This is a genomic window from Methylobacterium aquaticum, assembly GCF_016804325.1.
GTDB classification, from domain to species: domain Bacteria; phylum Pseudomonadota; class Alphaproteobacteria; order Rhizobiales; family Beijerinckiaceae; genus Methylobacterium; species Methylobacterium aquaticum_C.
The window spans coordinates 145,637-167,263 of sequence record NZ_CP043627.1; the positions used below are offsets into that span (position 1 = coordinate 145,637).

Sequence of the window (21,627 nt, forward strand, 5' to 3'; positions counted from 1 at the left end):
GATGACGAGAGACGTGAACGAGGCCCTGCGCGCCATCATCGCCGAGACCTTCGACGTCCCCGTCGACGTCGTGACCGACGACACCGTCGCGGACGACATCGACGGCTGGGACTCCCTGTCCCACACCGTCCTGATGATCCGGATCCAGAATGCCTTCGGCATCCATATTCCCGAGGCCGTCGCGGCGGAGACCGCCACGGTGGGCGAGCTGTCCGCCGCGGTGGCCGAGATCGCGAGCGCCCGGGTCTGAGACGCCGCCCGGTGGAGCCTCCGGCCCACCATACGCGAGCGCGGCCGGCTTCCGCATCGCGAGGCGATCAGGCGGACATCGTGTGACGGGAGCGGGCGCGGGCCTCGTGCCCGTGCCCCTCGCAACGGCATGAATCACGCCCTCACGGGCATCACGGCGGAGAAACAGCGTGTTGGCCGGATCGAACCTGTCGGTCGTCGAGGGACGGGAAGGGTACCTCTTCCTCGAGCGCTACGACGGTGCCCAGCCGCTGCAGGCGGGGGCGGACCTGACCGAGTGGTCGCGCCACACCCTGGCGCTCCTGCGCGAGACGTTCCGCGCCCGCCAGGAGCGGCTGTCCGCCCGCAACATCGGCCTCGTCGTCGTGGTGGCGCCGGAGAAGGCGAGCATCTACGACGAGCTCCTCCCCGAGGGCTGCGCGCAGGACCGTCCGAGCGCCGCCGAGCGCCTTACCGAGGCCCTGCGGCAGATCGGCATCCGGGCGGTCGACGGAGCCGGGCTGCTGCGCCGGGCGAAGGGCGCGGTGCCGCTCTACTACGACGTCGATTCGCATTGGACGAACTTCGCGGCCTACCGGGTCTACCGGGCGCTGGTCGCGGCGGCTCCGGCGCATCTCGGCCTGACGCCGATCCCGGCCGAGCGGATCTCCTACCGCGACAAGCCGTCCTTCGGCGATCTCGGCGTCCATGTCAGCCCCGAGCGCAAGGGACTGGTCCAGCAGACGGAGATCACGGGGCCCGATGTCGAGGTCACGGTCGAGACGTTCGACGACCGGGAATACAATTTCCAGCAGCATCGCTGCGCCGGCGGGCGCGGACGCGCCCTCGTGGTGCGCGATTCCTTCACGTCGTTCCTGTCGCCGTTCCTGAGCCGGACCTTCGCCGAGACCACCTACATCTCGCCGTCGAATGCCCTCCCCGACGACCTCGTGGCGGATCTGGCACCCGACCTCGTCATCGTGCAGATCGCCGAGCGGGCGCTGTTCTACGCCCCCCAGCCCCTGAGCGACTGGAACCTGCGCAGCTGGCGCCAGACCTTCCTCGAGACGCAGATCGACGGCCCGGCCCGGCGTCACACCCGCCGCGCCCGGCAAGCCCTGCGGATGGGGAACTGGGCCGAGGCCCTGGAGGCGGCGCAGAAGGCGTCGGCCCTCGACGAGGACGACCACCTCGTCCACAACCTCGCCGAGGCGCGGCTGCATTCCGGCGACCCGGCCGGTGCGCTCGCCTGCTGCGAGGACGCGACGCGTCCGCCGGACCGGTTCCTGCTCGCCCTCGAGGGTTACGCCCTCTGGGCCCTCGGCCGGCGCGACGAGGCGATCGGCTGCATGAGGCGGGCCCTGCGCCACCAGCCGGGCAACGCCCATCTGCAGCACCAGGCCGGCGAGTGGCTGCTGACGATGGGTCATGCCACCGAGGCCCTGCCCTATCTCGAGGCCGCGGTGGCCGGGGCACCGGCCCACAGCCCGTCCTGGTATCACCTGGGCATGGCCCGCCACGCTCTCGGCGATTTCGCCGGCAGCGCGGAGGCGTTCAGGGCCGGGGGCTTCGAGGCGGCGGACTAGACGGCGTTCGCCCCCGACCGGCGCGCGGACGGCGCGCCGGCCTCCGCACTACCGATCTGTCCTCGCAAGCCGGATGGGCAAAGCCCGTGATGGGCTCGCTGCCGGTTTCGCGAACCCGATCGTCCGATCAGGTCGTCGCCCGGTTCGTCGGCGCTCGATGCTGTGTCTGGCTTGATCGTCGCGGGACAACATGGAGCGGGCGAAGGGATTCGAACCCTCGACCCCAACCTTGGCAAGGTTGTGCTCTACCCCTGAGCTACACCCGCTCACATTGTCGAGCCGATCGAATTTGGAGCGGGCGAAGGGATTCGAACCCTCGACCCCAACCTTGGCAAGGTTGTGCTCTACCCCTGAGCTACACCCGCTCGAATTCGTTCGGCCTCATGGAAAAACTGGAGCGGGCGAAGGGATTCGAACCCTCGACCCCAACCTTGGCAAGGTTGTGCTCTACCCCTGAGCTACACCCGCTCGCTGTTTTCCGTCGGCGTCACCGTGGCGGCGCCGATGAGCGGCATAAACACCATTCCGCCGGGAAGCGCAAGGGGTTGGAGAGCCGGCTTCGGGCACTCGCTACCAGGTCGCGGCGGGCGGCAGCCCGTCGCGGATTTCCGTGAGCCGCGCCCGGGTCGCCGGGGTCGTCTCCGGCGGCGGGGCGTCGAGGGGGAAGAAGGCGGCTTCGGCGATCTCGCGGTCGGGGCGCTTCGGCACCGGCACCGTGAAGGCACGGGCGACGTAGAGCGCGACGTGGTCGCGCCGCGAGGAGCGGTTGTTGAAGTAGAAGCCGTGCAGGGCGGGCGTGGCGCCCGCGTCGAGGACGATCCCGGTCTCCTCGCGGAATTCCCGGGTCATGGCGTCGAGGGCGGTCTCGCCCGGCTCGACGCCGCCGCCCGGCAGGTGCCAGCCCTGCATGTAGGTGTGGCGCACGAGGCAGACCCGGTTCTCCGGATCGATCGCCGCCCCGCGCACCCCGAGGGTCATCCCGCGGGTGAAGCGCCAGACGAGGTGGGCGCCCCGCATCAGCAGGGCCTGTCGGCGCGTCATCCCGCAGTCTCCTCAGTCTCCGTGTGCTCACCATCGACGGGTCGATGGCGAGGCGTTCGGCGCATCAGCGCCGGCGCCCTTCCGGGCTCAGCCGGCGTCTTCGGATCAAGTCCGAAGACGCGACGGCGTCAGACCAACGGTCATTGGAAACGACCTTTGGTTCCGTTCTCGAATTTTCGTCAAGTCTCTGGCTTGGCATGGAAAATTCGAGATGGCTCAATGGCCCGATGCGTCAGCATCTTGGGCCATCGGTGTCAGACCACCGTCAGCCGGATCTCGCCGACGCCCGCGATCGTCCCGACCATGGTCTGGCCGCGGGTGACCGCGCCGACGCCCTCCGGCGTGCCGGCGAAGATCACGTCGCCGGGCTCCAGGACGAAGAAGGTCGACAGGTAGGCGATCTGCTCGGCCACCGACCAGATCATGTCCGAGAGGTCGCCCTTCTGGCGGACCGCGCCGTCGACGGAGAGGGTGATCGCGCCCTTGTCCGGGTGGCCGATCACGGAGGCGGGCTTGAGCGTGCCGACCGGACCCGAGAAATCCGAGGCCTTGCCGAGTTCCCAGGGGCGGCGCAAACCCTTGGCGTCGTCCTGGAGGTCGCGGCGGGTCATGTCGAGGCCGACCGCATAACCGTAGACGTGGTCGAGAGCTTGGTTGACCGGGATGTCGCGGCCGCCCTTGGCGAGCGCCACCACCAGCTCGACCTCGTGGTGGTAGTTCCCGGTCTTGGGCGGATAGGGATGCTCCACCGTCTCGCCCTCGGCCACCACCTGGAGCGCGTCGGCGGGTTTCATGAAGAAGAACGGCGGCTCGCGGGTCGGGTCGGCGCCCATCTCGCGCGCATGGGCGGCGTAGTTGCGCCCGACGCAGTAGACCCGGCGCACGGGAAACAGGTCGTCGGTGCCTTGGATCGGGAGCGCGGTGCGCGGCGGGTTCGGGATCACGGAGAGCATGAGGTGCTGTCTCGGGCCTGCTGTCTCGGGCGAAGTTTCGCGAAGGGCCGCGCATCTTGGAAAAGGGCCCGGCCGACCTGTATCTAGAGGGCGGTTCCGCACGGCGCCATCCCGCCCCGTCGCGAACCCCCTCCCCTGCAGGCGCATCGCCCGAGACAGCAGGATCATGCTCCCCGTGACCCACAGCCTCCTCGACACGCTCAGCGCCCGCCTCGGGCCCGCGCACGTCCTCACCGCCGCGACCGACATCGCCCCCCACCTCGCCGAGACCCGCGGCCTCTATCGCGGGGAGGCGCTGGCGGTGGTGCGCCCGCGCGACACCGCGGAGGTCGCCTTCGCGGTCGGAGCCTGCGCCGCGGCGCGGGTGCCGGTGGTGGCGCATGGCGGCAATACCGGCCTCGTCGGCGGCGGCGTGCCGTATGGCGGCGTGGTGATCTCGCTGTCTCGCCTCGACCGGGTGCGGGCGGTCGATCCGCTGGATGCCACGATCACGGTCGAGGCCGGCTGCGTGCTCGCCAACGTCCAGGCGGCGGCCGACGCGGCGGGCATGCTGTTCCCGCTGTCGCTCGCCTCCGAGGGCTCGTGCCGGATCGGCGGCAACCTCGCCACCAATGCCGGCGGCACGGCGGTGCTCGCCTACGGCAATGCCCGCGAGCTGACGCTCGGCCTCGAGGTCGTGCTGGCGGACGGTCAGGTCTGGAACGGGCTGCGCGCCTTGCGCAAGGACAATTCCGGCTACGACCTCAAGAACCTCTTCGTCGGCTCGGAAGGGACGCTCGGCATCATCACGGCCGCCGTGCTGCGGCTGCACCCCAAGCCCGTCTCGAAGGCGACCGCCTTCCTGGGCCTGGCTTCCGCGCGCGCCGCGCTCGACGCCTTCGGGACCTTGCGCGACCGGCTCGGGCCGCGGCTCACCGCCTTCGAATACGTGCCGCGCTTCCCCCTGGAGGTGGTGTTGCGCCACCTGCCCGGCGCCGTGCGCCCGCTGTCCGGCGACCATCGTTCCTACGCCCTCGTCGAGGTCTCCTCGCCGGGCCCCGATGCGCATGAGGAGCTGGAGGCCGCCTTGAGCGACCTGATCGAGTCCGGTCTCGCCGAGGATGCGGTCCTGGCACAGAGCGAGGCACAGGGCGCCGCCCTGTGGCGCCTGCGCGAGAGCCTGTCGGAGATGCAGGGCCACGAGGGCGGCTCGATCAAGCACGACGTCTCGGTGCCGGTCTCCCGGGTGGCGGAGTTCCTGGAGCGGGCCTCGGCCGCCTGCGAGGCGGCCCTGCCGGGGGTGCGGGTCTGCGCCTTCGGGCATTTCGGCGACGGCAACATCCACTTCAACCTGACCCAGCCGGTCGGGGCCGAGAAGGCGGCCTTCCTCGCCGAGTGGCCGCGCTTCAACCGCATCGTCCACGACATCGTTCACGCCATGGACGGCTCGATCGCCGCGGAGCACGGCGTCGGGCTGATCAAGCGCGACGAGCTCACCCGCTACAAGGACCCTGTCGCCCTCGACCTGATGCGCCGGCTCAAGGGCGCCCTCGACCCGAACGGGATCCTCAATCCCGGCAAGGTGCTGGCCCCGGCGGAGGGCGGGCCGGCGGCATTCCCGGCCAAGGCCGCGGCCTCATGATCTCGCTGTTTCGTCACGCTCCCGCGGCCCCGGCGGGCCTCACCGCGGCCGCCCTGCTCGGCGCCTTCGAGAGCCTCGGCGACAATTGCGAGTTCGGGATCGCCCAGCGCTATGCCGGCACCGATCCGCTCGGGTTGTTCCGCCTCTCCTCGGCGCCGATCGCCGACCTGACCCACGCGGTCGAGACGCGGTTTTCCCAGTATGGCGGGCCGGACGACATCGAGGTCCGGGTCGGTGCCGGCGGCTACCTGTTCTGCCACAGCCGGGCTTACGGCTTCGCCTACCATACCGGCGACACGGCGCCCCGCGTGATGCCCGCCGACATCCTCGACCGGGAGATCCGCCGGGTCGACTACCTCAAGGACCGGCTCCTCGCCGACATCGCGGCGGGCGAGAAGATCCTCGTCCGCAAGGGACCGCCCGGCGAGACGGACGGCGCGGTGCGCCGCCTCCTCGCGGGCTTGAGGGCGATCGGCCCGGTGACGCTGCTGCGGGTCTGCGAGGCCGGCGCGCTTCCGCCCGGCCGGGTCGTCTGGCGCGGCGAGGGCCTGATGGAGGGCACGCTGCCGCATTTCGCCCCCTATGCCGCGGCGACCGATGCCGACCTCGCCGGCTGGCTCGCGGTCTGCGGCCGGGCCTACGCGCTCCGCCACAGCCTGGTCGAGCCCCCGTCCCTGGCGCCGGACGGCCCGCCCCTCTTCACGGCGCCCGGGACCGCCCGCCACGCCCTCGACGCCGCCGCGCCCGAACCCGGAGCGCTCCTCGCCTCCCGCCCGGTCTCCGGCTTGCGGGGCAACCGCCTCCACGTCGTCGCGGCGGAGATCCGCCTGGCCCCGGATTTCTCCGGCACCCGGGCCGCCCTCACCTTCGTCGACGCCGCGCCGCATGCCCGCCGCGAGGCCGACCCTGCCTGCCGCGACACCTGGCAGACGATCTACACCGCGACGAAGACCCGCAAGCGCCAGACCGAGGCGGCGATCGGCCTGACCCTCGCGGGCCCCGCCGGCACCGCGGTCGAGACCCGGAACTGGCGCGTGACGGAGGGGTGCCTGCCGGGGGTGGGGTGACGGGCCTCACCCCGCCTCCACCGCCATCGGCAGATCCGCGGGCGGCGCGTAGCCGGCGAGATCGAGCACCCAGCGTCCCTCCCCCTCGGCGGCAAAGCCGAGGCGCGGATAGAGATCCGCCACCATCCCGTTGCGCCCGCTCGCCCGGTAGAGCCCGACGAGCCGCCGGGCGCCCCGGCGCGCGGCCTCGGCCGCCAGCACCGCCAGGGTGCCTTCCTCGACCCGCCGCCCGAGCACCCGGCAGCTCATCAGCCAGGTCTCCACGACGAGGTCGGTTCCACTGAACCGGCCGATGACGACCGCGATCACGCCGTTGTCGCCAAGGCGGTCGACGAGGCGCATTTGGAGCGTCACGGCGCCGGGATCGTCGATCAGCGCCGCGGCCTCGGCCTCGCGCAGGCGCCGGGTGGTGAGGTTGAACTGGTTGGTCTTGTTGACGAGCTGGACGATGCGCGGGAGCCCGAGCGCGTCGAACCGGCGCCAGACGAGCCGCATGCCGAGCCCCGCGAGAGTGCCGGCAAGGTCGGTCTGGCCGAAATCCGGTGTGCCGGGGGCCCGGCGCTCGCCGTCCCGCGCATAGGCCCCGGCCCGCCCGCGATCCTCCTCCGTCAGGGTCACGGCCTCAAAGTAGCCGGCATCGGCGAGGCAGCGGGCGACGAGGGCCGGCTCGTCGGGCACCTCCGGCACCGCCACCATCGGCAGGTGCTCGCGCACGAGCGCGCGCTCGAACGGGTTGTCGTCGACGAAGACCAGCGCGTCGAGGCCGAGCCGGAGGTCCTGCGCGATGCGCCGGAGGTTCGTCGCCTTGTCGTCCCAGTTCGCCACGAAGGCGGCGAAGTCGGGCAGGCGCAGCAGCATGTCGGGATGCTCGGCGAAGGGGAGCCGGGCCGTCTCGGGATCGTTCTTCGAGCACACCGCGAGCACGATGCCGCGGCGCGCGAGGTCGCGGGCGTAAGCCTGGAGCGCGAGGAAGGATTCCCCGAGCGCGCTGCCCTGCCCGACGACGATTCCCGCCGGACCGTCCTCGCCGACCGTCCCGCCCCACAGCGTGTCGTCGAGGTCGAGCACGAGGGCCTTGGCCGAGCGGCCGAGCCGCGCGCCGACGAGCCGTGCGACGAGGTCGCCGTAAAGGGGCCGGCCGCCGGCGTCACCGCCTGGCGGGCCCGCAGCCACAGGGCCGGATCGTGCCAGGCGTCGAGACCGTGGCGCATCGCCGCCTCGTCGAGGGCGAGGAGGTCGACGCCCTCCCCGGCCGCGGCCTCCCGCAGGGCGGCGTTGAGGCGCAAGGTGCGCGCGGCGAGCGAGCCCGGCATCCGGTGCTCGTTGCCGCCCATCAGCGGGAGGGCCACCGGCAGCAGCGTCTGCTGGACGAGGGCGCAGCCATGCGCCGCCCGGGCCCGGGCCCAGAGGGATTTCAGCCGGTCGATCGCCCCGGTCAGGCCCGCCTCCCCGGTATCGGGATCGTTCGGTCCGAGGAGGTCGGCGGCGTCGAGAGCGAGCAGCACGACATCGGGCCGGACGGCGCGCAGGGCCTCGCCGTCGATCTCCCGATGGTACTGGCCATAGGCCCCCTCGTGGACCGAGAGATGAAGGTCGCGGCGCAGGGCCCCGACCCGGATCCCGGCGGCGAGATGGGCGAGCGTCGAGGAGCCGAGGAGCGCGAGGCGCCAGGTCGAGCCGGCCGGGGAGCCGGACGGGAAACGCCGCTGCAGAGCCCGGTCGAGCCGACCGGTCTGGGCCGGATCGAGGCGGGTGCGGGCGAGCGCCGCCAGGGCGTCCCAGGCCGCCGCGTCGGGCAGGGCCTCGGCCTCGCCGATCCGGGCGGCGAAGTCCGGCGGCGGCGGCGGCAGCCAGGAAAGGTCGGCGCTCAAAGCGGCGCCTTGCGGGCGATCACCGCCGCGAGGTCGCCGACGCTGTGGAGGCCATCGACCTCCCGGGTGGTGAGCTTGATGCCGAAGCGCGCCTCGACCGCCACGATGAGCTCGATCATCCGGGTCGAGTCCCAGCCCTCGACATCCTCGGCGGTGAGGTCGGGGGTGAGCGGGACCGGCTCGCCGAACACCTCCTCGAAGAGCGGGGCGAGCGCCGCGAGGGCGGATTCTTCGGTCATGATCTCGGCCCTCGATCGTCCAACCCGAAATCCATGCGACCACGCGAGCCGTGCCCTGCGCGCCGGGGTGGGCTGCCTGCCCGCGTCTTGCATGCCCGGCCCGAGTTGATAGCTCAAGCCGACAAGAATCCCGGAGAATCCCCGGCATGAACGCCCGTCCCGACGCCCGCGACTTCGCCACCCCGCAGAAATTCGGCATCGGCCAGCCGGTGCCGCGGGCCGAGGACCCCGTGCTGGTGCGCGGCGAGGGCCGCTATACCGACGATCTCGCCCTCGACGGCCAGGCCTACGGCGTGTTCGTGCGCAGCCCGGTCGCCCACGGGTCCTTGCGCGGCATCGATCCGCAGGCGGCTTTGGCCATGCCGGGCGTGCTCACGGTCATCACCGCCGCCGACCTCGACGGCTACGGGACGATCGCCAACGGCCTGCCGTTCAAGAACCAGGACGGTACGCCGATGCGCAAGCCGGACCATCCCTCGCTGAGCATCGACAAGGTGCGCTATGTCGGCGAGCCGGTCGCCCTGGTGGTGGCCGAGACCCTGGCCGAGGCCCGCGACGCGGCAGAAGCCGTGGTGCTCGACATCGAGGATCTGGGCGTCGTGACCACGCCTGACGAGGCCGCCGCCGAGGGCGCCCCCCTCCTCCACGACGACGCCTCCGGCAACCTGGCGCTGGATTTCCGCACCGGCGACCAGGCGGCGACCGAGGCCGCCTTCGCGCGTGCGGCCCACGTCGCCTCCCTCGATCTCCTCAACAACCGCCTCGTCATCAACCCGATGGAGCCGCGCTCGGCCATCGGCGTCCACGATCAGGCAGAGGGCCGCTTCACCCTGCATGTCGGCTCGCAGGGCGTGTTCGGCCTGCGCAACTCCCTCGCCGAGGGCGTCTTGAGGCTGCCCCGCGACAAGGTGCGGGTGCTCACCGGCAATGTCGGCGGCTCGTTCGGCATGAAGGCCCCGGTCTATCCCGAGTACTTGCCGCTCTTGGAAGCTGCCAAGCGCCTCGGCCGGCCGGTGAAGTGGACCGACCTGCGCTCCGAGAGCTTCCTGTCCGACCATCACGGCCGCGACGTCGCGGTGACGGCGGATCTGGCGCTGGACGCGCAAGGCAACTTCCTCGCCTTCCGGGTCAAGGGCCGCGCCAACATGGGCGCCTATCTCAACCCGCTCTCGCCGCTGTTCCAGACCGTCAACATCGCCCGCAACATGGTCGGCGTGTACCGCACCCCCGTCTACGACGTGGCGGTGGAGTGCCTGTTCACCAACACCACCCCGATCGGTGCCTACCGGGGCGCCGGCCGGCCCGAGGGCAACTACTTCATCGAGCGGCTGATCGACACCGCCGCCGCCGAGATGAACCTCGATCGGGTGGAGTTGCGCCGCCGCAACCACATCCGCCCGGCCGACATGCCCTACAAGGCGCCGTCGGGCCTCACCTACGACAGCGGCGACTTCCCGGCCGTGCTCGACAAGGCGCTGACGGCCGCCGACTGGGACGGGTTTGAAGCCCGTCGCGCCGAGAGCGAGGCCAGGGGCCGCTTGCGCGGCATCGGCATCGGCGACTACCTCGAGATCACCGCGCCGCCGACCAACGAGATGGGCGGCATCCGCTTCGAGACCGACGGCACGGTGACGATCGTCACCGGCACCCTCGATTACGGCCAGGGCCACCTGACGCCCTTCGCCCAGGTGCTGCACGACCGCCTCGGCATCCCGGTCGACCGCGTCCGCCTGCTCCAGGGCGACAGCGACCAGCTCATCGCCGGCGGCGGCACCGGCGGCTCGAAATCGCTGATGGCGAGCGGCACGGCTTTGGTCGAGGCCGGCGACCTCGTCATCGCCAAGGGCCGCGAGGCCGCCGCTTCGGTGCTGGAGGCCGGCCCCGCCGACATCGAGTTCCGCGACGGCCGCTTCACCATCGCGGGCACCGACCGGGGCATCGCCCTCCTGGACCTCGCCGCCAGGGTGCGGGCCGGCCTGCCCGACCCGGCCGCCCCCAGAAGCCTCGACGTGGCGCATACCCACAAGGAATCGCCCTCGGCCTTCCCGAACGGCTGCCACGTCGCCGAGGTCGAGGTCGATCCCGAGACCGGCGTGGCCGCGGTGGTGCGCTACACCACGGTCAACGATTTCGGTACGCTGGTGAACCCGATGCTGGTCGAGGGCCAGCTCCATGGCGGCGTGGTCCAGGGCATCGGCCAGGCGCTCATGGAGCGCACGGCCTATGACGAGCAGGGCCAGCTCGTGACCGGCTCGTTCATGGATTACTGCCTGCCGCGGGCCTCCGACGCGCCGGTGATGAGCTTCGAGAGCCACGCGGTGCCCGCCACCACCAATCCGCTCGGGGTGAAGGGCTGCGGCGAGGCGGGCTGCGCCGGCTCGCTGCCCTCGGTGATGAACGCCCTCGTCGATGCCCTGCGTCCCCGCGGCATCCACCACATCAACATGCCGGCGACGCCGCAGGTGATCTGGTCGGCGCTCCAGAACGCGGGGAAGGCCGCATGAGCGATCCCGTCACCCTGGCGGCCCAGGCCCGCGTCGAGACGGAGAACGGCAGCCGCTATCTCACCCAGCTGTGCAAGCACTGGAGCCACAAGTTCCCCGAGACGACCTTCACACCGGAGCGCGGCGTGGTGCCGTTCGGGGAGGGGCGCCGCTTCACGGCCGAGGCCGACCCGGAGGGCCTGACCCTGCGGGTCGAGGCGCCGGACCTGGAGGCGCTGACCCGGATGCAGGGCGTGGTGGCCGAGCACCTCGCCCGCTTCGCCTTCCGGGAGGATCTCGGCGGCATCGCCTGGACGCGGGTGGGGTGACGCCCCACTATCTGACCCGATGACCGGATGCGCCCCACCCACGACCTCATCCTGAGGTGCCGCGTCGCGGCCTCGAAGGAGGGATCCGCTTCGCTCCGGCACCTCAGGATGAGGCCGTGGTTGGGATTGTGGCGCGACAGATCGCGCTCGCTTTAACCGAAGGTACTCCCACCATGACGAACGCCCCCGACTTCGACGCTCGCCTCGACCGGCTCGCCGAGGTCGCCGTGAGGGTCGGGCTCGGGCTCCGGCCCGGGCAGGAACTGGTGATGACGGCGCCCCTCGAGGCGCTGCCGCTGGCCCGGCGCATCACCGTCCAGGCCTACAAGGCCGGCGCCTCGGTGGTGACGACGCTGCTCGCCGACGACCAGGCGACACTGGCGCGCTTCGAGAACGGCCACGACGACGCCTTCGACAAGGCGGCCGGCTGGCTCTACGAGGGCATGGCGCAGGCCTATCGCAGCGGTGCGGCACGGCTCGCCATCTCGGGCGACGACCCGTCGCTCCTCGCCGGCCAGGACCCGGACAAGGTCGCGCGGGCCAACCGTGCCCGGTCGAAGGCCTACATGCCGGCGCTCGAGCAGATCGCCAACTTCGCCACCAACTGGACCATCGTCTCGGCGGCGACGCCGGCCTGGGCCCGCACGGTGTTCCCGGACCTCCCCGAGGACCAGGCCGTCGCCCGGCTGTGGGACGCGATCTTTGCCGCCTCGCGGGTCGACGGGCCCGATCCGGTCGGCGCCTGGGAGGCGCATAACCGACGCTTGAGCGACCGCACGGCCATGCTCAACGCCCGCCGCTACGCCGCCCTGCATTTCCGCGGGCCCGGCACCGACCTGACCGTCGGCCTTGCCGACGACCACGAATGGTGCGGCGGCGCCACCACGGCGAAGAACGGCATCGTCTGCAACGCCAACATCCCGACCGAGGAGGTCTTCACCACCCCGCACAAGATGCGGGTGCAGGGCCATGTCAGCGCGACGAAGCCCCTGTCCTACCAGGGCACTCTGATCGACGGGATCGCGGTGCGGTTCCAGGAGGGCCGCATCGTCGAGTCGCGGGCCCGCACCGGGGCCGACGTGCTGGCCAAGGTGATCGACACCGACGAGGGCGCGCGCCGCCTCGGCGAGGTCGCGCTGGTGCCGGCCTCCTCGCCGATCTCGGCCTCGGGGCTCCTGTTCTACAACACCCTCTACGACGAGAACGCCGCGAGCCACATCGCCTTGGGCCAGGCCTACAGCAAGTGCTTCGTGAACGGCGGCGCGGCTTTCAGCGAGCAGGAGCTGGCCGAACGCGGCGCCAACCGCAGCCTGATCCACATCGACTGGATGATCGGCTCGGCCGAGGTCGACGTCGACGGGGTGACGCCGGACGGCCGGTCCGAGCCGCTGATGCGCCGGGGCGAGTGGGTCGACTGACCCGTCACCCGACGTAGATGAGCCGCTTGCCGCGGTTCTCGCCGCGGTAGAGCGAGGCGATCGCGCCGGGGGCGGCCTCGATGCCCTCGGAGATATCCTCGTCGAGGGCGATGCGGCCCTCATGATACCAGCCGGCGAGGTCGGCGATGGCCGCCTCGAACCGCGCCGCGTGGTCGAGCACCACGAAGCCGCTCCAGACGAGGCGCCGGGTCAGGATCTCGCGCTCGACGCGGGGGCCGGTCGGCGTCTCGGTCCAGCTCGCCACCGAGGCGGTGCCGCACTGGACGATCCGGCCACCGACGGCCATCCGCCGCAACGCCGTATCGAGAATCGGCCCGCCGACATTGTCGAAATAGACGTTCACCCCCTCCGGCGCCTCCTCGCGCAGGGCGGCGGCCCAGTCGTCGGTGCGGTAGTTCCAGGCGGCGTCATAGCCGTAGGCGTCGCGACAGCGGGCGACCTTGGCGTCGTCGCCGGTAAGGCCGAGCGGACGGCAGCCGAGGTTGCGGGCGATCTGGCCGACGAGGCTGCCGACGGCGCCCGCGGCGGTCGAGACCAGCACCGTCTCCCCCGGTCGCGGCCGGCCGAGCTCGGTCAGCCCGAGATGGGCGGTGAGCCCGTTGAGGCCCAGCAGCCCGGCATGGGCCGAGAGCGGCACCGCTTCGCGGCAGCGCCGGAAGATCGCCGAGACCGGGACAGCGGCGTAGTCCTGCCAGCCGAACCAGCCGTACAGGAACTCACCCTCGGTGACGTCGGGTGCGTTCGAGCGGACCACGACGCCCACCGCCAGCGCCCGCATCGGTCCGCCGAGGGGCACGGGCTGGGAATAGTTGGCCTCGGCGCTGGCCCAGCCGCGCTGGGCCGGATCGACCGAGAGATAGAGGTTGCGCACCAGGATCTCGCCCGGGCCCGGCTCCGGCACCGGGACGGCGTCGAGGCTGAAATCGTCCGCTTGCGGAATGCCGGCGGGCCGACGGGCGAGCAGTACCCGGTGGTTGCGGTCGGGCAGGGTGTAGGCGGGACTATCGGTCGGGCCGGTCACAGCGCGTCTCCTTCTGGCGGCGCATTCGTCCGGTGCCGCTCATCCCGCTCACAACGCCATCCCTCGCGCCGACGTCAACCAAGCTCTTACAATCCCGGCCCCCTGGCGGCCCCGAGGATGCGTCCCGGCCCGTTATGCTCGGCCTGGAGCACGACGACGTAGGAATCGGCGTCGGCCTGGTTGAGCGCCGTGCGGGGCACCTCGTAATGGGCCGGCGCGCCGCGCCAGGACCCGACATGGTGCATGCCCCGCACCACGTTGCGGTAGGTGACGGTACGGCCGCGATTCTCCCCCCGCCCGATCGCGACGTCGCGGGAGCGGGCGATGGGCAGCAGCCAGACTTCGGCGGTGCGGCCGGCCTCGGGTGCCGGCCCGACATCGATCACGATGCGGTCCGGGTCGATCTCGCTGTGGATCGCCACCGGCAGGCTCGCGGCGGTGCCGGGATCGCGGATGCTGCGCTCGAGCGCCGCCCGGTCGGAGCCGACCACCGTCGCGGCGCCGTTCACCACCACCTGGGGCGTGAAGACCTGCCGGTCGCCGCGCATGCTCGCATAGGCCCGCTGGCGCGCGGTGAACGAGGTGCTGGCCAGCGTGTCCTTCCAGCCGAGATAGTCCCAGTAGGTCACCGGCAGGGTCAGCGCGATCACGCCCGGATCGCGCGACAGATCGTTGACCAGCCGGTCGGCCGGCGGGCAGGCCGAGCAGCCCTGGCTGGTGAAAAGCTCGACCACCGCCCGGGGCGGCACCTCCCCGGCATGCGCCGGCCCCGAGAGGCCGAGCCAGGCCGGACCCAAGCCGGCGAGCAGGCGGAGGAGGGCTACGCGCGTCATGCGTCATCAACACCCGGCCGGCCGGCGGAGAGAAGTCACGTTAGCTTGAGGCCGGAACGGCCGGGGCCCGGGAGACGGATTTCGGCAGCATCGCCGGGCGCCAGCGCCGGTGCATCCAAAGCCATTGCTCGGGGTGCTCGCGCACCCATCCGGCGATCACGTCGGTCATCGCCTGCATGGCGCCCTGCACGTCGACGGCACCGCCCGCGTCGCGGGGCAGGTCGAGGCCGGGGGTCAGTTCGAGGCGAAAGCGGTCGCCGGGCAGCCGGATCACCCGTACCCCGTGGACGGGGCAGTCGTAGTGCCGGGCGAGCTTGGCGAGCAGCGGGTTCACCAGCGCCGGCTGGCCGAGGAAATCCACCACCACCCCGCGGGTGAAATGCTGGTCGACCAGCATGCCGAGATGGCCGCCGCGCTCCACGACGCCCTGCATCTTGAAGGCGGCACCGGGGCCGGCCGCGGTCAGGCCGCCCATCGTGGCGCGGCGCACCTCCTGCACCAGCTGCGCCGCCGCCGGGCTGTTCGGTGGACGGAACACCGCGCTCGCCTCCAGGCCGAACCGGGCGGCGCAGATCGCCGGCAATTCCCAGTTGCCGAGATGGGCCGAGAAGATCAGCCCCGGCTTGCCGTCGTCGCGCAACCCGAAGAAATGCTCGATGCCCTCGACCTCGATCCGTCCCGCCTCTGCTGCAGCGGGGTCGTAGTCGAAGATCTCGGCGAGATGGGCGTATTCGGCGCCGGTGCGGCCGAGATTGTCCCAGGAGCCCAGCGCGATGGCGGCGATCTCCGCCTCGCCCTTCCCGGGGAAGGACTGGCGCAGGTTCTTGAGCGCGGTGCGGTGCGAGGGCAGCCGGGGGCCGATCGCCCGGGCGATCGCCGCGCCTGCCGCGGCGGCGCGCACCGGGCCGAGCCAGCGGGCGAGCGCGAAGAGCGCGCGGATCACGAAGACCATCGGCAGGCCGGCGAGGCGGGACAGGGCGCGGTAGAGCCTCAGCTTCAAGCGCAGCACGATGATCTCACGAAGCAATCCGGGCGGGAGAACGGGCAGGCAGGCGAATTCGCGCAAGCTGGTCTTCGCCCTGCACGTCGCCTCTTCTCGCGCCGGATGGGTTCGCGCAAGGGCGCGCGGGCCATCCCCGCGCACTTCCCGTGCCGATGTGGCCTTTAGAGCGTCACCAGCATCTTGCCGAACACCTTGCGCGATTCGAGCCGCTCCAGCCCTTGCGCGAAATCGCCGAGCGGCAGCACCGTGTCGATCACCGGATTCATCCCGCCCGCCATCTTGTCGAGGGCGTCGCGGATGTTGGCGATGCGGCAGCCGAACGAGCCGGTGATGCGGTATTGCTGCTGGAACAGCTGCATCAGGTTCATGGTGGTGGAGACGCCGGAGGTCGACCCGCAGGTGACGAGCCGCCCGCCGCGCTTGAGGCAGAGAAGCGAGCCGTTCCAGGTCTCCGGCCCGACATGCTCGAAGACCACGTCGACGCCCTTGCGCCTGGTGGCCTTGCGCACCTCGCCCTCGAAGCGCTCGGTCCGGTAGTTGATGACGTGGTCGGCGCCGAGGGCCTTGGCCTTCTCGCCCTTGGCATCGTCGCCGACGGTGGTGAACACCGTGCAGCCGATCGCCTTCGCCATCTTGATCGCCGTGGTGCCGATGCCCGATCCGCCGGCATGGACCAGGATGGTCTCGCCGGGCTCGAGCTTGGCGTTGTCGAACAGCATGTGCTGCACGGTGCCGAAGGCGATCGGCGCGCAGGCGGCATCGGTGAAGCTGACGGAATCGGGCACCCGCACCACGAGGCGGGCCGGCAGGTTGACGAACTCGCGGGCGAAGCCGTCGACGTGGAAGCCGAGCACGCCGCCGACCTCCTCGCAGAGGTTGTCGCGGCCCTTGCGGCAGGCGCGGCATCGGCCGCAGGTCAGAGCGCCGTAGGGCGCGACCTTGTCGCCGACCTTGAGACCCTCCACGCCCTCGCCGAGGGCCGCGATCTCGCCGGCCGCCTCGGCGCCGACGGTGAGCGGCAGCTTGCGCTTGGCGAAGGCCATGCCGCGAAAGCCCCAGACGTCGATGAAGTTGAGGCCGACGGCGCGGACCCGGATCTGCACCTCGCCGGGGCCGGGGGCATCCGGGTCGGGGACCTCGGTCAGGCGCAGGTCGCGGTCGCCGAAGAGCTGGAGGGCTTTCATGGGGGTCCTTCGTCAGACGAGCGCCTTCCCCTCCCCCCTGTGGGGAGGGGCTAGGGGTGGGGGTGGTGCCGGAGAGACCTCGCGCTCTACGCGGCACCACCCCCACCTCCGGCTCCTCCCCACAGGGGGGAGGGGAGGCGCGCTACATGTAAACGGAAGAACACACGGGAGAGGGTATCCCGCGCCTTCGTGTCAGCCGGACGTAAACCGCCGGGCCAGGAACGACAACAGACGTCACTCCGGCGTCAGATACCGCCGCCGCGCCCAGCCGACGATCGGCCCGAGCTTCACCCGGCACCAGGTCAGGCCGCTCGGGGTGTCGTTGGTGCAGCCGAAGCCGCGCAGGCGCCCGCGGGGCGGCGCCTGCCCGAGGGCCGGGGAGTCGGCGTCCGGCGCCTCGCGGATGCTGAGCGTGTCGCCCGGGGGCAGCCCCTCGACCCGGAAGAACTCCAGTCGGCCGAATTCCTGCGCCTGGACCGACGCCGGAACGAGGAGGAGGGCCGCCGCCAGGGCGGCGCACGCGAGGGGGTACCGCATGGATCCGGTTCGTCAGGTGCGATGGATGCCCATCATCGCGGTGAGCCCGCCATCTACCGGCAGCACCGTGCCGGTGATGTAGCCCGCTCCGGGGCTCAGCAGGAATGCGACGAGATCGGCCACCTCCGCCGGTGCGGCGAAGCGCCCGGCGGGGATCTGCTTCTCCATCCCGGCGCGGTGGGCGGCGTAGGGTGCCATCATGTCGGTGTCGATGAAGCCCGGGGCCACCACGTTGACGGTGACGCCGCGACGGGCCGACTCGATCGCCAGCGTCCGGCAATAGGCGATCAGCGCGCCCTTGCTCGCCGCATAGGCGGCATTTCCCGGATTGGCCCGGAGCGCCGCCACCGAGCCGATCGCCACGATGCGCCCGGCCTTCGCCCGGGTCATCGGCCGCACCAGCGCCTTGGCCAGCCGGGTCAGCGACCAGAAATTGACCTGCATCGCGGCTTCCGCCCGGTCCTGGTCGAGCACGGCGGCGAGGCTGTCGCAGGGCTGGCCGGCATTGTGGACGAGACCGAAGATCCCCTCGCCCTCCATCAGGCTACAGAAATCGTCGAGCGCCGCCTTGTCCGCGAGGTCGAGGCCGTGGGGCCGCACCCGCTGCTCGGGGTGGAGGGCGGTGAGTTCCAGCGCCAGCGCCTCGGCGGCAGCCTGCGAGCCGCGATAGGTGAAGTCGACGTCGTGGCCGGACGCCATCAGCGCCCGCACGATCGCGGCGCCGAGGCCCCGCGCGCCGCCGGTGACGAGGACGCGGCGGTTATGCACAGGCGCGCTCACGCGGGTTCCGCCCCGAACACCAGGCAGGTGTTCTGTCCGCCGAAGCCGAAGGAGTTCGACAGCACCGTCGTCACCGGCACGTCGCGGGCGGTCGTCACCACGTCCAGCGGAATCGCCGGATCGGGGATCGCGTAGTTCAGGGTCGGGGGCACCCGGCCATGGGCGATGGTGAGGAGCGAGAACGCCGCCTCGACCGCGCCGGCGGCGGTGAGCGTGTGGCCGATCATCGACTTGTTGGAGGAGATCGGCACCGCGCGCATCCGCTCGCCGAACACCGCGAGGCAGCCCATCGCCTCCATCTTGTCGTTCTCCGGCGTGCCGGTGCCGTGGGCGTTCACCGTGTCGATCCGGTCGGGATGCAGGCCGGCATCGTCGAGCGCGGCGCGGATCGCCGCGACGACAGGCGCGCCGTCGGGGCTCGAGCGGGTGCGGTGGAAGCCGTCGCCCTTCTCGCCGCAGCCGAGCACGTAGCCGAGGATCCTGGCGCCGCGGGCGCGGGCGTGGCTTGCGCTCTCCAGCACCAGCGCGGCGGCGCCCTCGCCCATCACGAAGCCGTCGCGGTTCTTGGCGAAGGGTTTCGAGGCGGCCTCGGGCGGGTCGTTCTGGGTCGAGAGGGCGGAGAGCAGCGAGAACCGGATCAGCGATTCCGGGTTCACCGAGCCGTCGGTGCCGATGCAGAGCGCCGCCTCGACCTCGCCGCGGCGGATCGCCTCGACGCCGAGCTGGATCGCGGTCGCGCCCGACGAGCAGGCGGTCGAGAGCGAGATCGGCGAGCCCTTGGTGCCGAAGCGGTCGGCGATGCGATCGGCGACGGTGCCGAAGATGAACAGGTCGTGCCAGTCGTCGAAGCGCCGGCTGGCGGCCGCCCGCAGCAGGTCGGCATAGGTCACGTCACCGTTGGTGGCCGCGGCCTCCGCGAGCGCCTGGCGCTGCGGCCACTCGATCTCGACCGGCGGCACCGCCATGAACAGGGCGCCCGGGAAATCGCCCGGGAGGCCGGCCTGCGCCACCGCCTCGTCGGCGGCGGCCTCGGCGAAACGCTGCGAGAGCAGCGGCGCCACCATCGGGTCGGCGGCGATGAAATCGACCGTGCCGGCGATGCGGGTGCGAAGCCCCTCGGTCGGGAACCGGGTGATGGCGTGGATGCCGGAGCGCCCGGAGGTCAGCGCCGCCCAGTTGTCGGCGGCTCCTTGGCCCAGCGAGGTCACCACGCCGAGGCCGGTGACCGCCACCAGGGGACGGCCCATCGCGTCGCGGTCGCGGCTCATGCGGTGTCCCCTGCTCTGGTGAGGCGCAGCACGCCCTCGCCCCGGCGGTGGCCGACCGTCGTGACGGCGACCTCGCATGCGTCCCCCGACGCCACCAGGGCGGCGGCGAGCGCCGCACCGAAGGGGGCGGCGGCCTCCAGCGTGTGGCCGGTGAGGTCGCCGAGCGCCCGGACCGGCGCCCGCGGCGCCAGGGTCGTCAATGCGTCTCGCTCCTCGCCGGTGATGCCGGCGCAGCCGGTGGCGGCGGAGATCACGGCGTCGGGGTCGGTGACGCCGACCTGGCCCCAGAGCCCGGTCAGGCTCGCCGCCACGCTGCCGTCCCGGCGCTTCGTGCGGTCGCTCGCCACCGCCTCGAGCCGGGCGAGCGCCCGGGCGCCGCGGGCCCTGGCATGGTCCTCGGCCTCCAGCACCAGGAAGGCGGCGCCGGAGCCGAGGATGAAGCCGGGCGCGTCGCCGCGCTCGAAGACCGGGCGATACTCGGGTTTAGAGAGGTAGCCGCCCATCTCGTGGATCAGCAGCACGTCGGCCCGCTCGGCATTGTACGAGCCGCCCACCAGAACGATGTCGAGCTGGCCGGCGCCGATGCGGGCCTGCGCAATGCGCAACGCGTCCACGCCGCTCGATTCCTCGCCCATGAAAGTGCGCGAGGCCCCGGTGACGCCATGCACGATGGCGATGTTGCCGGCGAGCAGGTTCGAGAGCTGGGCGAGGAACAGCGTCGGCCGCAGGTCGTTCTGCAGGCGCTCGTTGAGGTAGGTGCCCGGATCGGATGCCTGGCGCAGGCCGGTGAGGATCTGGCCGTCGACCGCGTAGTCGCGCTCGCCGCCGCCCGCCGCCACGACGAGGTGCATGGCGGCCTTCAAGGCCGCATCGGCCTTGGCGCCGGCCGCGTCGAGGGCGAGGCCGGCGGCGTAGACGCCGAGCCGCTGCCACGGCTCCATCTGCCGCTGGTCGGATTTTTTCGGGATCTGCCCGTCGAGGGTGAGCGGCGCGACCGGGTGGACCGGGTACGGCGCGAAGGTCTCGGCATCGCTCCGCGGCGCCTCGGCCGACCGGTAGGCCGAGAGATGCGCCTCGACGCCCTCGCCCGCGCAGGAGACGAGCCCGAGGCCCGTGACGACAACAGGCCGGGTCACGAATCCGCTCCGTCGGGAAGGCCGATGCGGGCGGTGCGCTCGCGCATGAGCGCGCCGAGACCGTCCGGGAACGGCATGGTCCGGAACCGCAATTCGGCGTTGCAGATCGGCTTGCCGTCGGAGCGGATCGCCGCCTTGGTCACGGCGTAGCCCGAGCCGTCATGCTCCAGGCTCGCCTCGACCTCCAGCACGGCCCCGGGGCCGACGAAGGAGCGGAAGCGTGCCTTGTCGACGCCCATCAGGAACGGCATGTGGCTGAAGGACGCACGGGCGAGCAGCAGGTAGCCGGAGGCCTGCGCCATCGTCTCGGTGAGGAGCACGCCCGGCACCAGGGGGTGGCCGGGGAAATGCCCCTCGAAGACCGGGCTCGCATCCGGCACCGTGGCGAGCGCCGCGATGCGCCCCTCGGCGCGGTCGAGGCTCACGACCCGGTCGATCATGTCGAAATATTCGAGGCGCATCCCGGCGGCCGCCCTAAACCCGGCTCAGACCTTGGCGGCCTTCTCGGCCACCAGGCCGTCGATGCGCTCGCAGAGGTTCTTCAGCACGAAGTACTGCTCGGCCGGAACCTTGCCCTCGTTGACCTCCTGGGTCCACTGCTCGAGGGGCAGCTTGATCCCGAAGGACTTGTCGATCTCGAAGGCGATGTCGAGGAAGGCCAGGCTGTCGATGCCCAGATCGTCGATGGCGTGGCTCTCCGGCGTGATCTTCTCGCGCGGGATGTCGGCGACGTCGGCGATGATGGTGGCGACGCGGTCGAAGGTGTCGGACATGGACGTGCAGCCGTCTTCCTGCTGAGGTCTGGCTCGAACGGCGCGACCTCCGGGCACCGCCCGCACCCCGGCCACGAAACCGCCTCCCCGAAAAGGGTCCGCCGGGCATGGCCCGGTCGAGGGGCCCGCATACACGAGGGGGGACGGGCCGGCAACCGCGCGGCGTTTCCGCCAGGCGCCCCCTGCCCTAGGTCAGGTCGGACGACGCGCCCGCGGCAACGCGGGAAGGATGACA

21 protein-coding genes, 3 tRNA genes and 1 pseudogene are annotated in these 21,627 nt (G+C 71.8%); 7 read left to right on the forward strand and 18 right to left on the reverse strand.

All coding sequences use genetic code 11. The features are described from left to right. Position 1: 1 nt before the first annotated feature. A complete protein-coding gene (locus F1D61_RS00625) occupies positions 2-250 on the forward strand; it encodes an acyl carrier protein (RefSeq protein ID WP_203156075.1) in 249 nt (82 codons plus the stop codon). Positions 251-419: 169 nt separating this feature from the next. Further along, the gene (locus F1D61_RS00630; protein ID WP_203156076.1) at positions 420-1,814 is read left to right on the forward strand and encodes an alginate O-acetyltransferase AlgX-related protein; all 1,395 of its coding nucleotides are present in this window, start codon (positions 420-422) and stop codon (positions 1,812-1,814) included. A 191-nt stretch (positions 1,815-2,005) separates the two neighbouring features. On the opposite strand, the gene F1D61_RS00635 is transcribed toward F1D61_RS00630, so the two are convergent. The 5 genes from F1D61_RS00635 to F1D61_RS00655 all read right to left on the reverse strand — a co-directional run bounded on the left by F1D61_RS00635 (position 2,006) and on the right by F1D61_RS00655 (position 3,808). Then, a tRNA-Gly gene (locus F1D61_RS00635) sits at positions 2,006-2,080 on the reverse strand. A 24-nt stretch (positions 2,081-2,104) separates the two neighbouring features. Beyond that, a tRNA-Gly gene (locus F1D61_RS00640) sits at positions 2,105-2,179 on the reverse strand. A 28-nt stretch (positions 2,180-2,207) separates the two neighbouring features. Continuing rightward, positions 2,208-2,282: transfer RNA gene (locus F1D61_RS00645), tRNA-Gly, on the reverse strand. Positions 2,283-2,384: 102 nt separating this feature from the next. Next, positions 2,385-2,855, reverse strand: a complete 471-nt coding sequence (locus tag F1D61_RS00650) for an NUDIX domain-containing protein (protein ID WP_203156077.1) — start codon at positions 2,853-2,855, stop codon at positions 2,385-2,387. A gap of 254 nt (positions 2,856-3,109) precedes the next feature. Beyond that, entirely contained in the window at positions 3,110-3,808 is a 699-nt protein-coding gene (locus tag F1D61_RS00655) for a fumarylacetoacetate hydrolase family protein (RefSeq protein WP_203156078.1), read from the reverse strand. Positions 3,809-3,974: 166 nt separating this feature from the next. Between F1D61_RS00655 and F1D61_RS00660 the strand changes: the two genes are divergently transcribed. Then, positions 3,975-5,429 (forward strand): FAD-binding oxidoreductase, encoded by a 1,455-nt coding sequence (locus F1D61_RS00660; protein ID WP_203156079.1) that lies wholly within the window; start codon positions 3,975-3,977, stop codon positions 5,427-5,429. Beyond that, on the forward strand, positions 5,426-6,496 hold the full coding sequence (locus F1D61_RS00665; protein WP_203156080.1) for a hypothetical protein: 1,071 nt from the start codon (positions 5,426-5,428) through the stop codon (positions 6,494-6,496). The genes F1D61_RS00660 and F1D61_RS00665 overlap by 4 nt, the downstream gene beginning before the upstream one ends. 6 nt (positions 6,497-6,502) lie before the next feature. Here F1D61_RS00665 and F1D61_RS00670 read toward each other — a convergent pair whose 3' ends face one another. The 3 genes and pseudogenes from F1D61_RS00670 to F1D61_RS00675 form a co-directional block, all read right to left on the reverse strand. Beyond that, on the reverse strand, positions 6,503-7,669 hold the full coding sequence (locus F1D61_RS00670) for an HAD-IIIC family phosphatase (RefSeq protein WP_203156081.1): 1,167 nt from the start codon (positions 7,667-7,669) through the stop codon (positions 6,503-6,505). Between the two features lie 26 nt (positions 7,670-7,695). Then, a pseudogene (locus F1D61_RS35195) lies at positions 7,696-8,367 on the reverse strand (GDSL-type esterase/lipase family protein); the annotation flags it as partial. Beyond that, complete coding sequence (locus tag F1D61_RS00675) at positions 8,364-8,606, reverse strand: acyl carrier protein (protein WP_203156082.1); 243 nt, start codon at positions 8,604-8,606, stop codon at positions 8,364-8,366. The pseudogene F1D61_RS35195 and the gene F1D61_RS00675, both read right to left, overlap by 4 nt. A gap of 146 nt (positions 8,607-8,752) precedes the next feature. On the opposite strand from F1D61_RS00675, the gene F1D61_RS00680 reads away from it, so the two are divergent. From F1D61_RS00680 to F1D61_RS00690, 3 genes are all read left to right on the forward strand, one after another. After that, entirely contained in the window at positions 8,753-11,110 is a 2,358-nt protein-coding gene (locus tag F1D61_RS00680) for a xanthine dehydrogenase family protein molybdopterin-binding subunit (RefSeq protein ID WP_203156083.1), read from the forward strand. After that, the gene (locus F1D61_RS00685) at positions 11,107-11,418 is read left to right on the forward strand and encodes a DUF2218 domain-containing protein (RefSeq protein ID WP_203156084.1); all 312 of its coding nucleotides are present in this window, start codon (positions 11,107-11,109) and stop codon (positions 11,416-11,418) included. The genes F1D61_RS00680 and F1D61_RS00685 overlap by 4 nt, the downstream gene beginning before the upstream one ends. A gap of 173 nt (positions 11,419-11,591) precedes the next feature. Beyond that, entirely contained in the window at positions 11,592-12,836 is a 1,245-nt protein-coding gene (locus tag F1D61_RS00690; protein WP_203156085.1) for an aminopeptidase, read from the forward strand. A 4-nt stretch (positions 12,837-12,840) separates the two neighbouring features. On the opposite strand, the gene F1D61_RS00695 is transcribed toward F1D61_RS00690, so the two are convergent. The 10 genes from F1D61_RS00695 to F1D61_RS00740 all read right to left on the reverse strand — a co-directional run bounded on the left by F1D61_RS00695 (position 12,841) and on the right by F1D61_RS00740 (position 21,392). Then, positions 12,841-13,878 carry an NADP-dependent oxidoreductase gene (locus F1D61_RS00695; RefSeq protein WP_203156086.1) on the reverse strand — a complete coding sequence of 346 codons (1,038 nt, stop codon included), beginning with the start codon at positions 13,876-13,878 and terminating at the stop codon, positions 12,841-12,843. An 86-nt stretch (positions 13,879-13,964) separates the two neighbouring features. Then, on the reverse strand, positions 13,965-14,711 hold the full coding sequence (locus F1D61_RS00700) for a DUF1223 domain-containing protein (RefSeq protein ID WP_203156087.1): 747 nt from the start codon (positions 14,709-14,711) through the stop codon (positions 13,965-13,967). Between the two features lie 40 nt (positions 14,712-14,751). Further along, positions 14,752-15,720 (reverse strand): lipid A biosynthesis lauroyl acyltransferase, encoded by a 969-nt coding sequence (locus tag F1D61_RS00705; protein WP_203156088.1) that lies wholly within the window; start codon positions 15,718-15,720, stop codon positions 14,752-14,754. A 155-nt stretch (positions 15,721-15,875) separates the two neighbouring features. Next, positions 15,876-16,898: a zinc-binding dehydrogenase gene (locus F1D61_RS00710; protein WP_203156089.1), complete on the reverse strand. Its 1,023-nt coding sequence runs from the start codon at positions 16,896-16,898 to the stop codon at positions 15,876-15,878. Positions 16,899-17,132: 234 nt separating this feature from the next. Next, positions 17,133-17,435, reverse strand: a complete 303-nt coding sequence (locus F1D61_RS00715) for an SH3 domain-containing protein (protein WP_203156090.1) — start codon at positions 17,433-17,435, stop codon at positions 17,133-17,135. Between the two features lie 12 nt (positions 17,436-17,447). Further along, on the reverse strand, positions 17,448-18,215 hold the full coding sequence (locus tag F1D61_RS00720; RefSeq protein WP_203156091.1) for an SDR family oxidoreductase: 768 nt from the start codon (positions 18,213-18,215) through the stop codon (positions 17,448-17,450). Beyond that, the gene (locus F1D61_RS00725; RefSeq protein ID WP_203156092.1) at positions 18,212-19,483 is read right to left on the reverse strand and encodes a beta-ketoacyl-ACP synthase; all 1,272 of its coding nucleotides are present in this window, start codon (positions 19,481-19,483) and stop codon (positions 18,212-18,214) included. Before F1D61_RS00725 ends, F1D61_RS00720 begins: the two co-directional genes overlap by 4 nt. Further along, positions 19,480-20,619, reverse strand: a complete 1,140-nt coding sequence (locus tag F1D61_RS00730; protein WP_203156093.1) for a beta-ketoacyl-ACP synthase — start codon at positions 20,617-20,619, stop codon at positions 19,480-19,482. The genes F1D61_RS00725 and F1D61_RS00730 overlap by 4 nt, the downstream gene beginning before the upstream one ends. Beyond that, positions 20,616-21,080 carry a 3-hydroxyacyl-ACP dehydratase FabZ family protein gene (locus tag F1D61_RS00735; protein ID WP_203156094.1) on the reverse strand — a complete coding sequence of 155 codons (465 nt, stop codon included), beginning with the start codon at positions 21,078-21,080 and terminating at the stop codon, positions 20,616-20,618. The genes F1D61_RS00730 and F1D61_RS00735 overlap by 4 nt, the downstream gene beginning before the upstream one ends. 24 nt (positions 21,081-21,104) lie before the next feature. Further along, the gene (locus tag F1D61_RS00740; RefSeq protein WP_203156095.1) at positions 21,105-21,392 is read right to left on the reverse strand and encodes an acyl carrier protein; all 288 of its coding nucleotides are present in this window, start codon (positions 21,390-21,392) and stop codon (positions 21,105-21,107) included. Positions 21,393-21,627: the final 235 nt, after the last annotated feature.

Coding starts and splice junctions, on each gene's coding strand:
- F1D61_RS00625 (WP_203156075.1), top strand. CDS start 2: ATGACGAGAGACGTGAACGAGGCCCTGCGCGCCATCATCGCCGAGACC.
- F1D61_RS00650 (WP_203156077.1), bottom strand. CDS start 2,855: ATGACGCGCCGACAGGCCCTGCTGATGCGGGGCGCCCACCTCGTCTGG.
- F1D61_RS00655 (WP_203156078.1), bottom strand. CDS start 3,808: ATGCTCTCCGTGATCCCGAACCCGCCGCGCACCGCGCTCCCGATCCAA.
- F1D61_RS00660 (WP_203156079.1), top strand. CDS start 3,975: ATGCTCCCCGTGACCCACAGCCTCCTCGACACGCTCAGCGCCCGCCTC.
- F1D61_RS00665 (WP_203156080.1), top strand. CDS start 5,426: ATGATCTCGCTGTTTCGTCACGCTCCCGCGGCCCCGGCGGGCCTCACC.
- F1D61_RS00675 (WP_203156082.1), bottom strand. CDS start 8,606: ATGACCGAAGAATCCGCCCTCGCGGCGCTCGCCCCGCTCTTCGAGGAG.
- F1D61_RS00680 (WP_203156083.1), top strand. CDS start 8,753: ATGAACGCCCGTCCCGACGCCCGCGACTTCGCCACCCCGCAGAAATTC.
- F1D61_RS00685 (WP_203156084.1), top strand. CDS start 11,107: ATGAGCGATCCCGTCACCCTGGCGGCCCAGGCCCGCGTCGAGACGGAG.
- F1D61_RS00690 (WP_203156085.1), top strand. CDS start 11,592: ATGACGAACGCCCCCGACTTCGACGCTCGCCTCGACCGGCTCGCCGAG.
- F1D61_RS00700 (WP_203156087.1), bottom strand. CDS start 14,711: ATGACGCGCGTAGCCCTCCTCCGCCTGCTCGCCGGCTTGGGTCCGGCC.
- F1D61_RS00710 (WP_203156089.1), bottom strand. CDS start 16,898: ATGAAAGCCCTCCAGCTCTTCGGCGACCGCGACCTGCGCCTGACCGAG.
- F1D61_RS00715 (WP_203156090.1), bottom strand. CDS start 17,435: ATGCGGTACCCCCTCGCGTGCGCCGCCCTGGCGGCGGCCCTCCTCCTC.
- F1D61_RS00725 (WP_203156092.1), bottom strand. CDS start 19,483: ATGAGCCGCGACCGCGACGCGATGGGCCGTCCCCTGGTGGCGGTCACC.
- F1D61_RS00735 (WP_203156094.1), bottom strand. CDS start 21,080: ATGCGCCTCGAATATTTCGACATGATCGACCGGGTCGTGAGCCTCGAC.
- F1D61_RS00740 (WP_203156095.1), bottom strand. CDS start 21,392: ATGTCCGACACCTTCGACCGCGTCGCCACCATCATCGCCGACGTCGCC.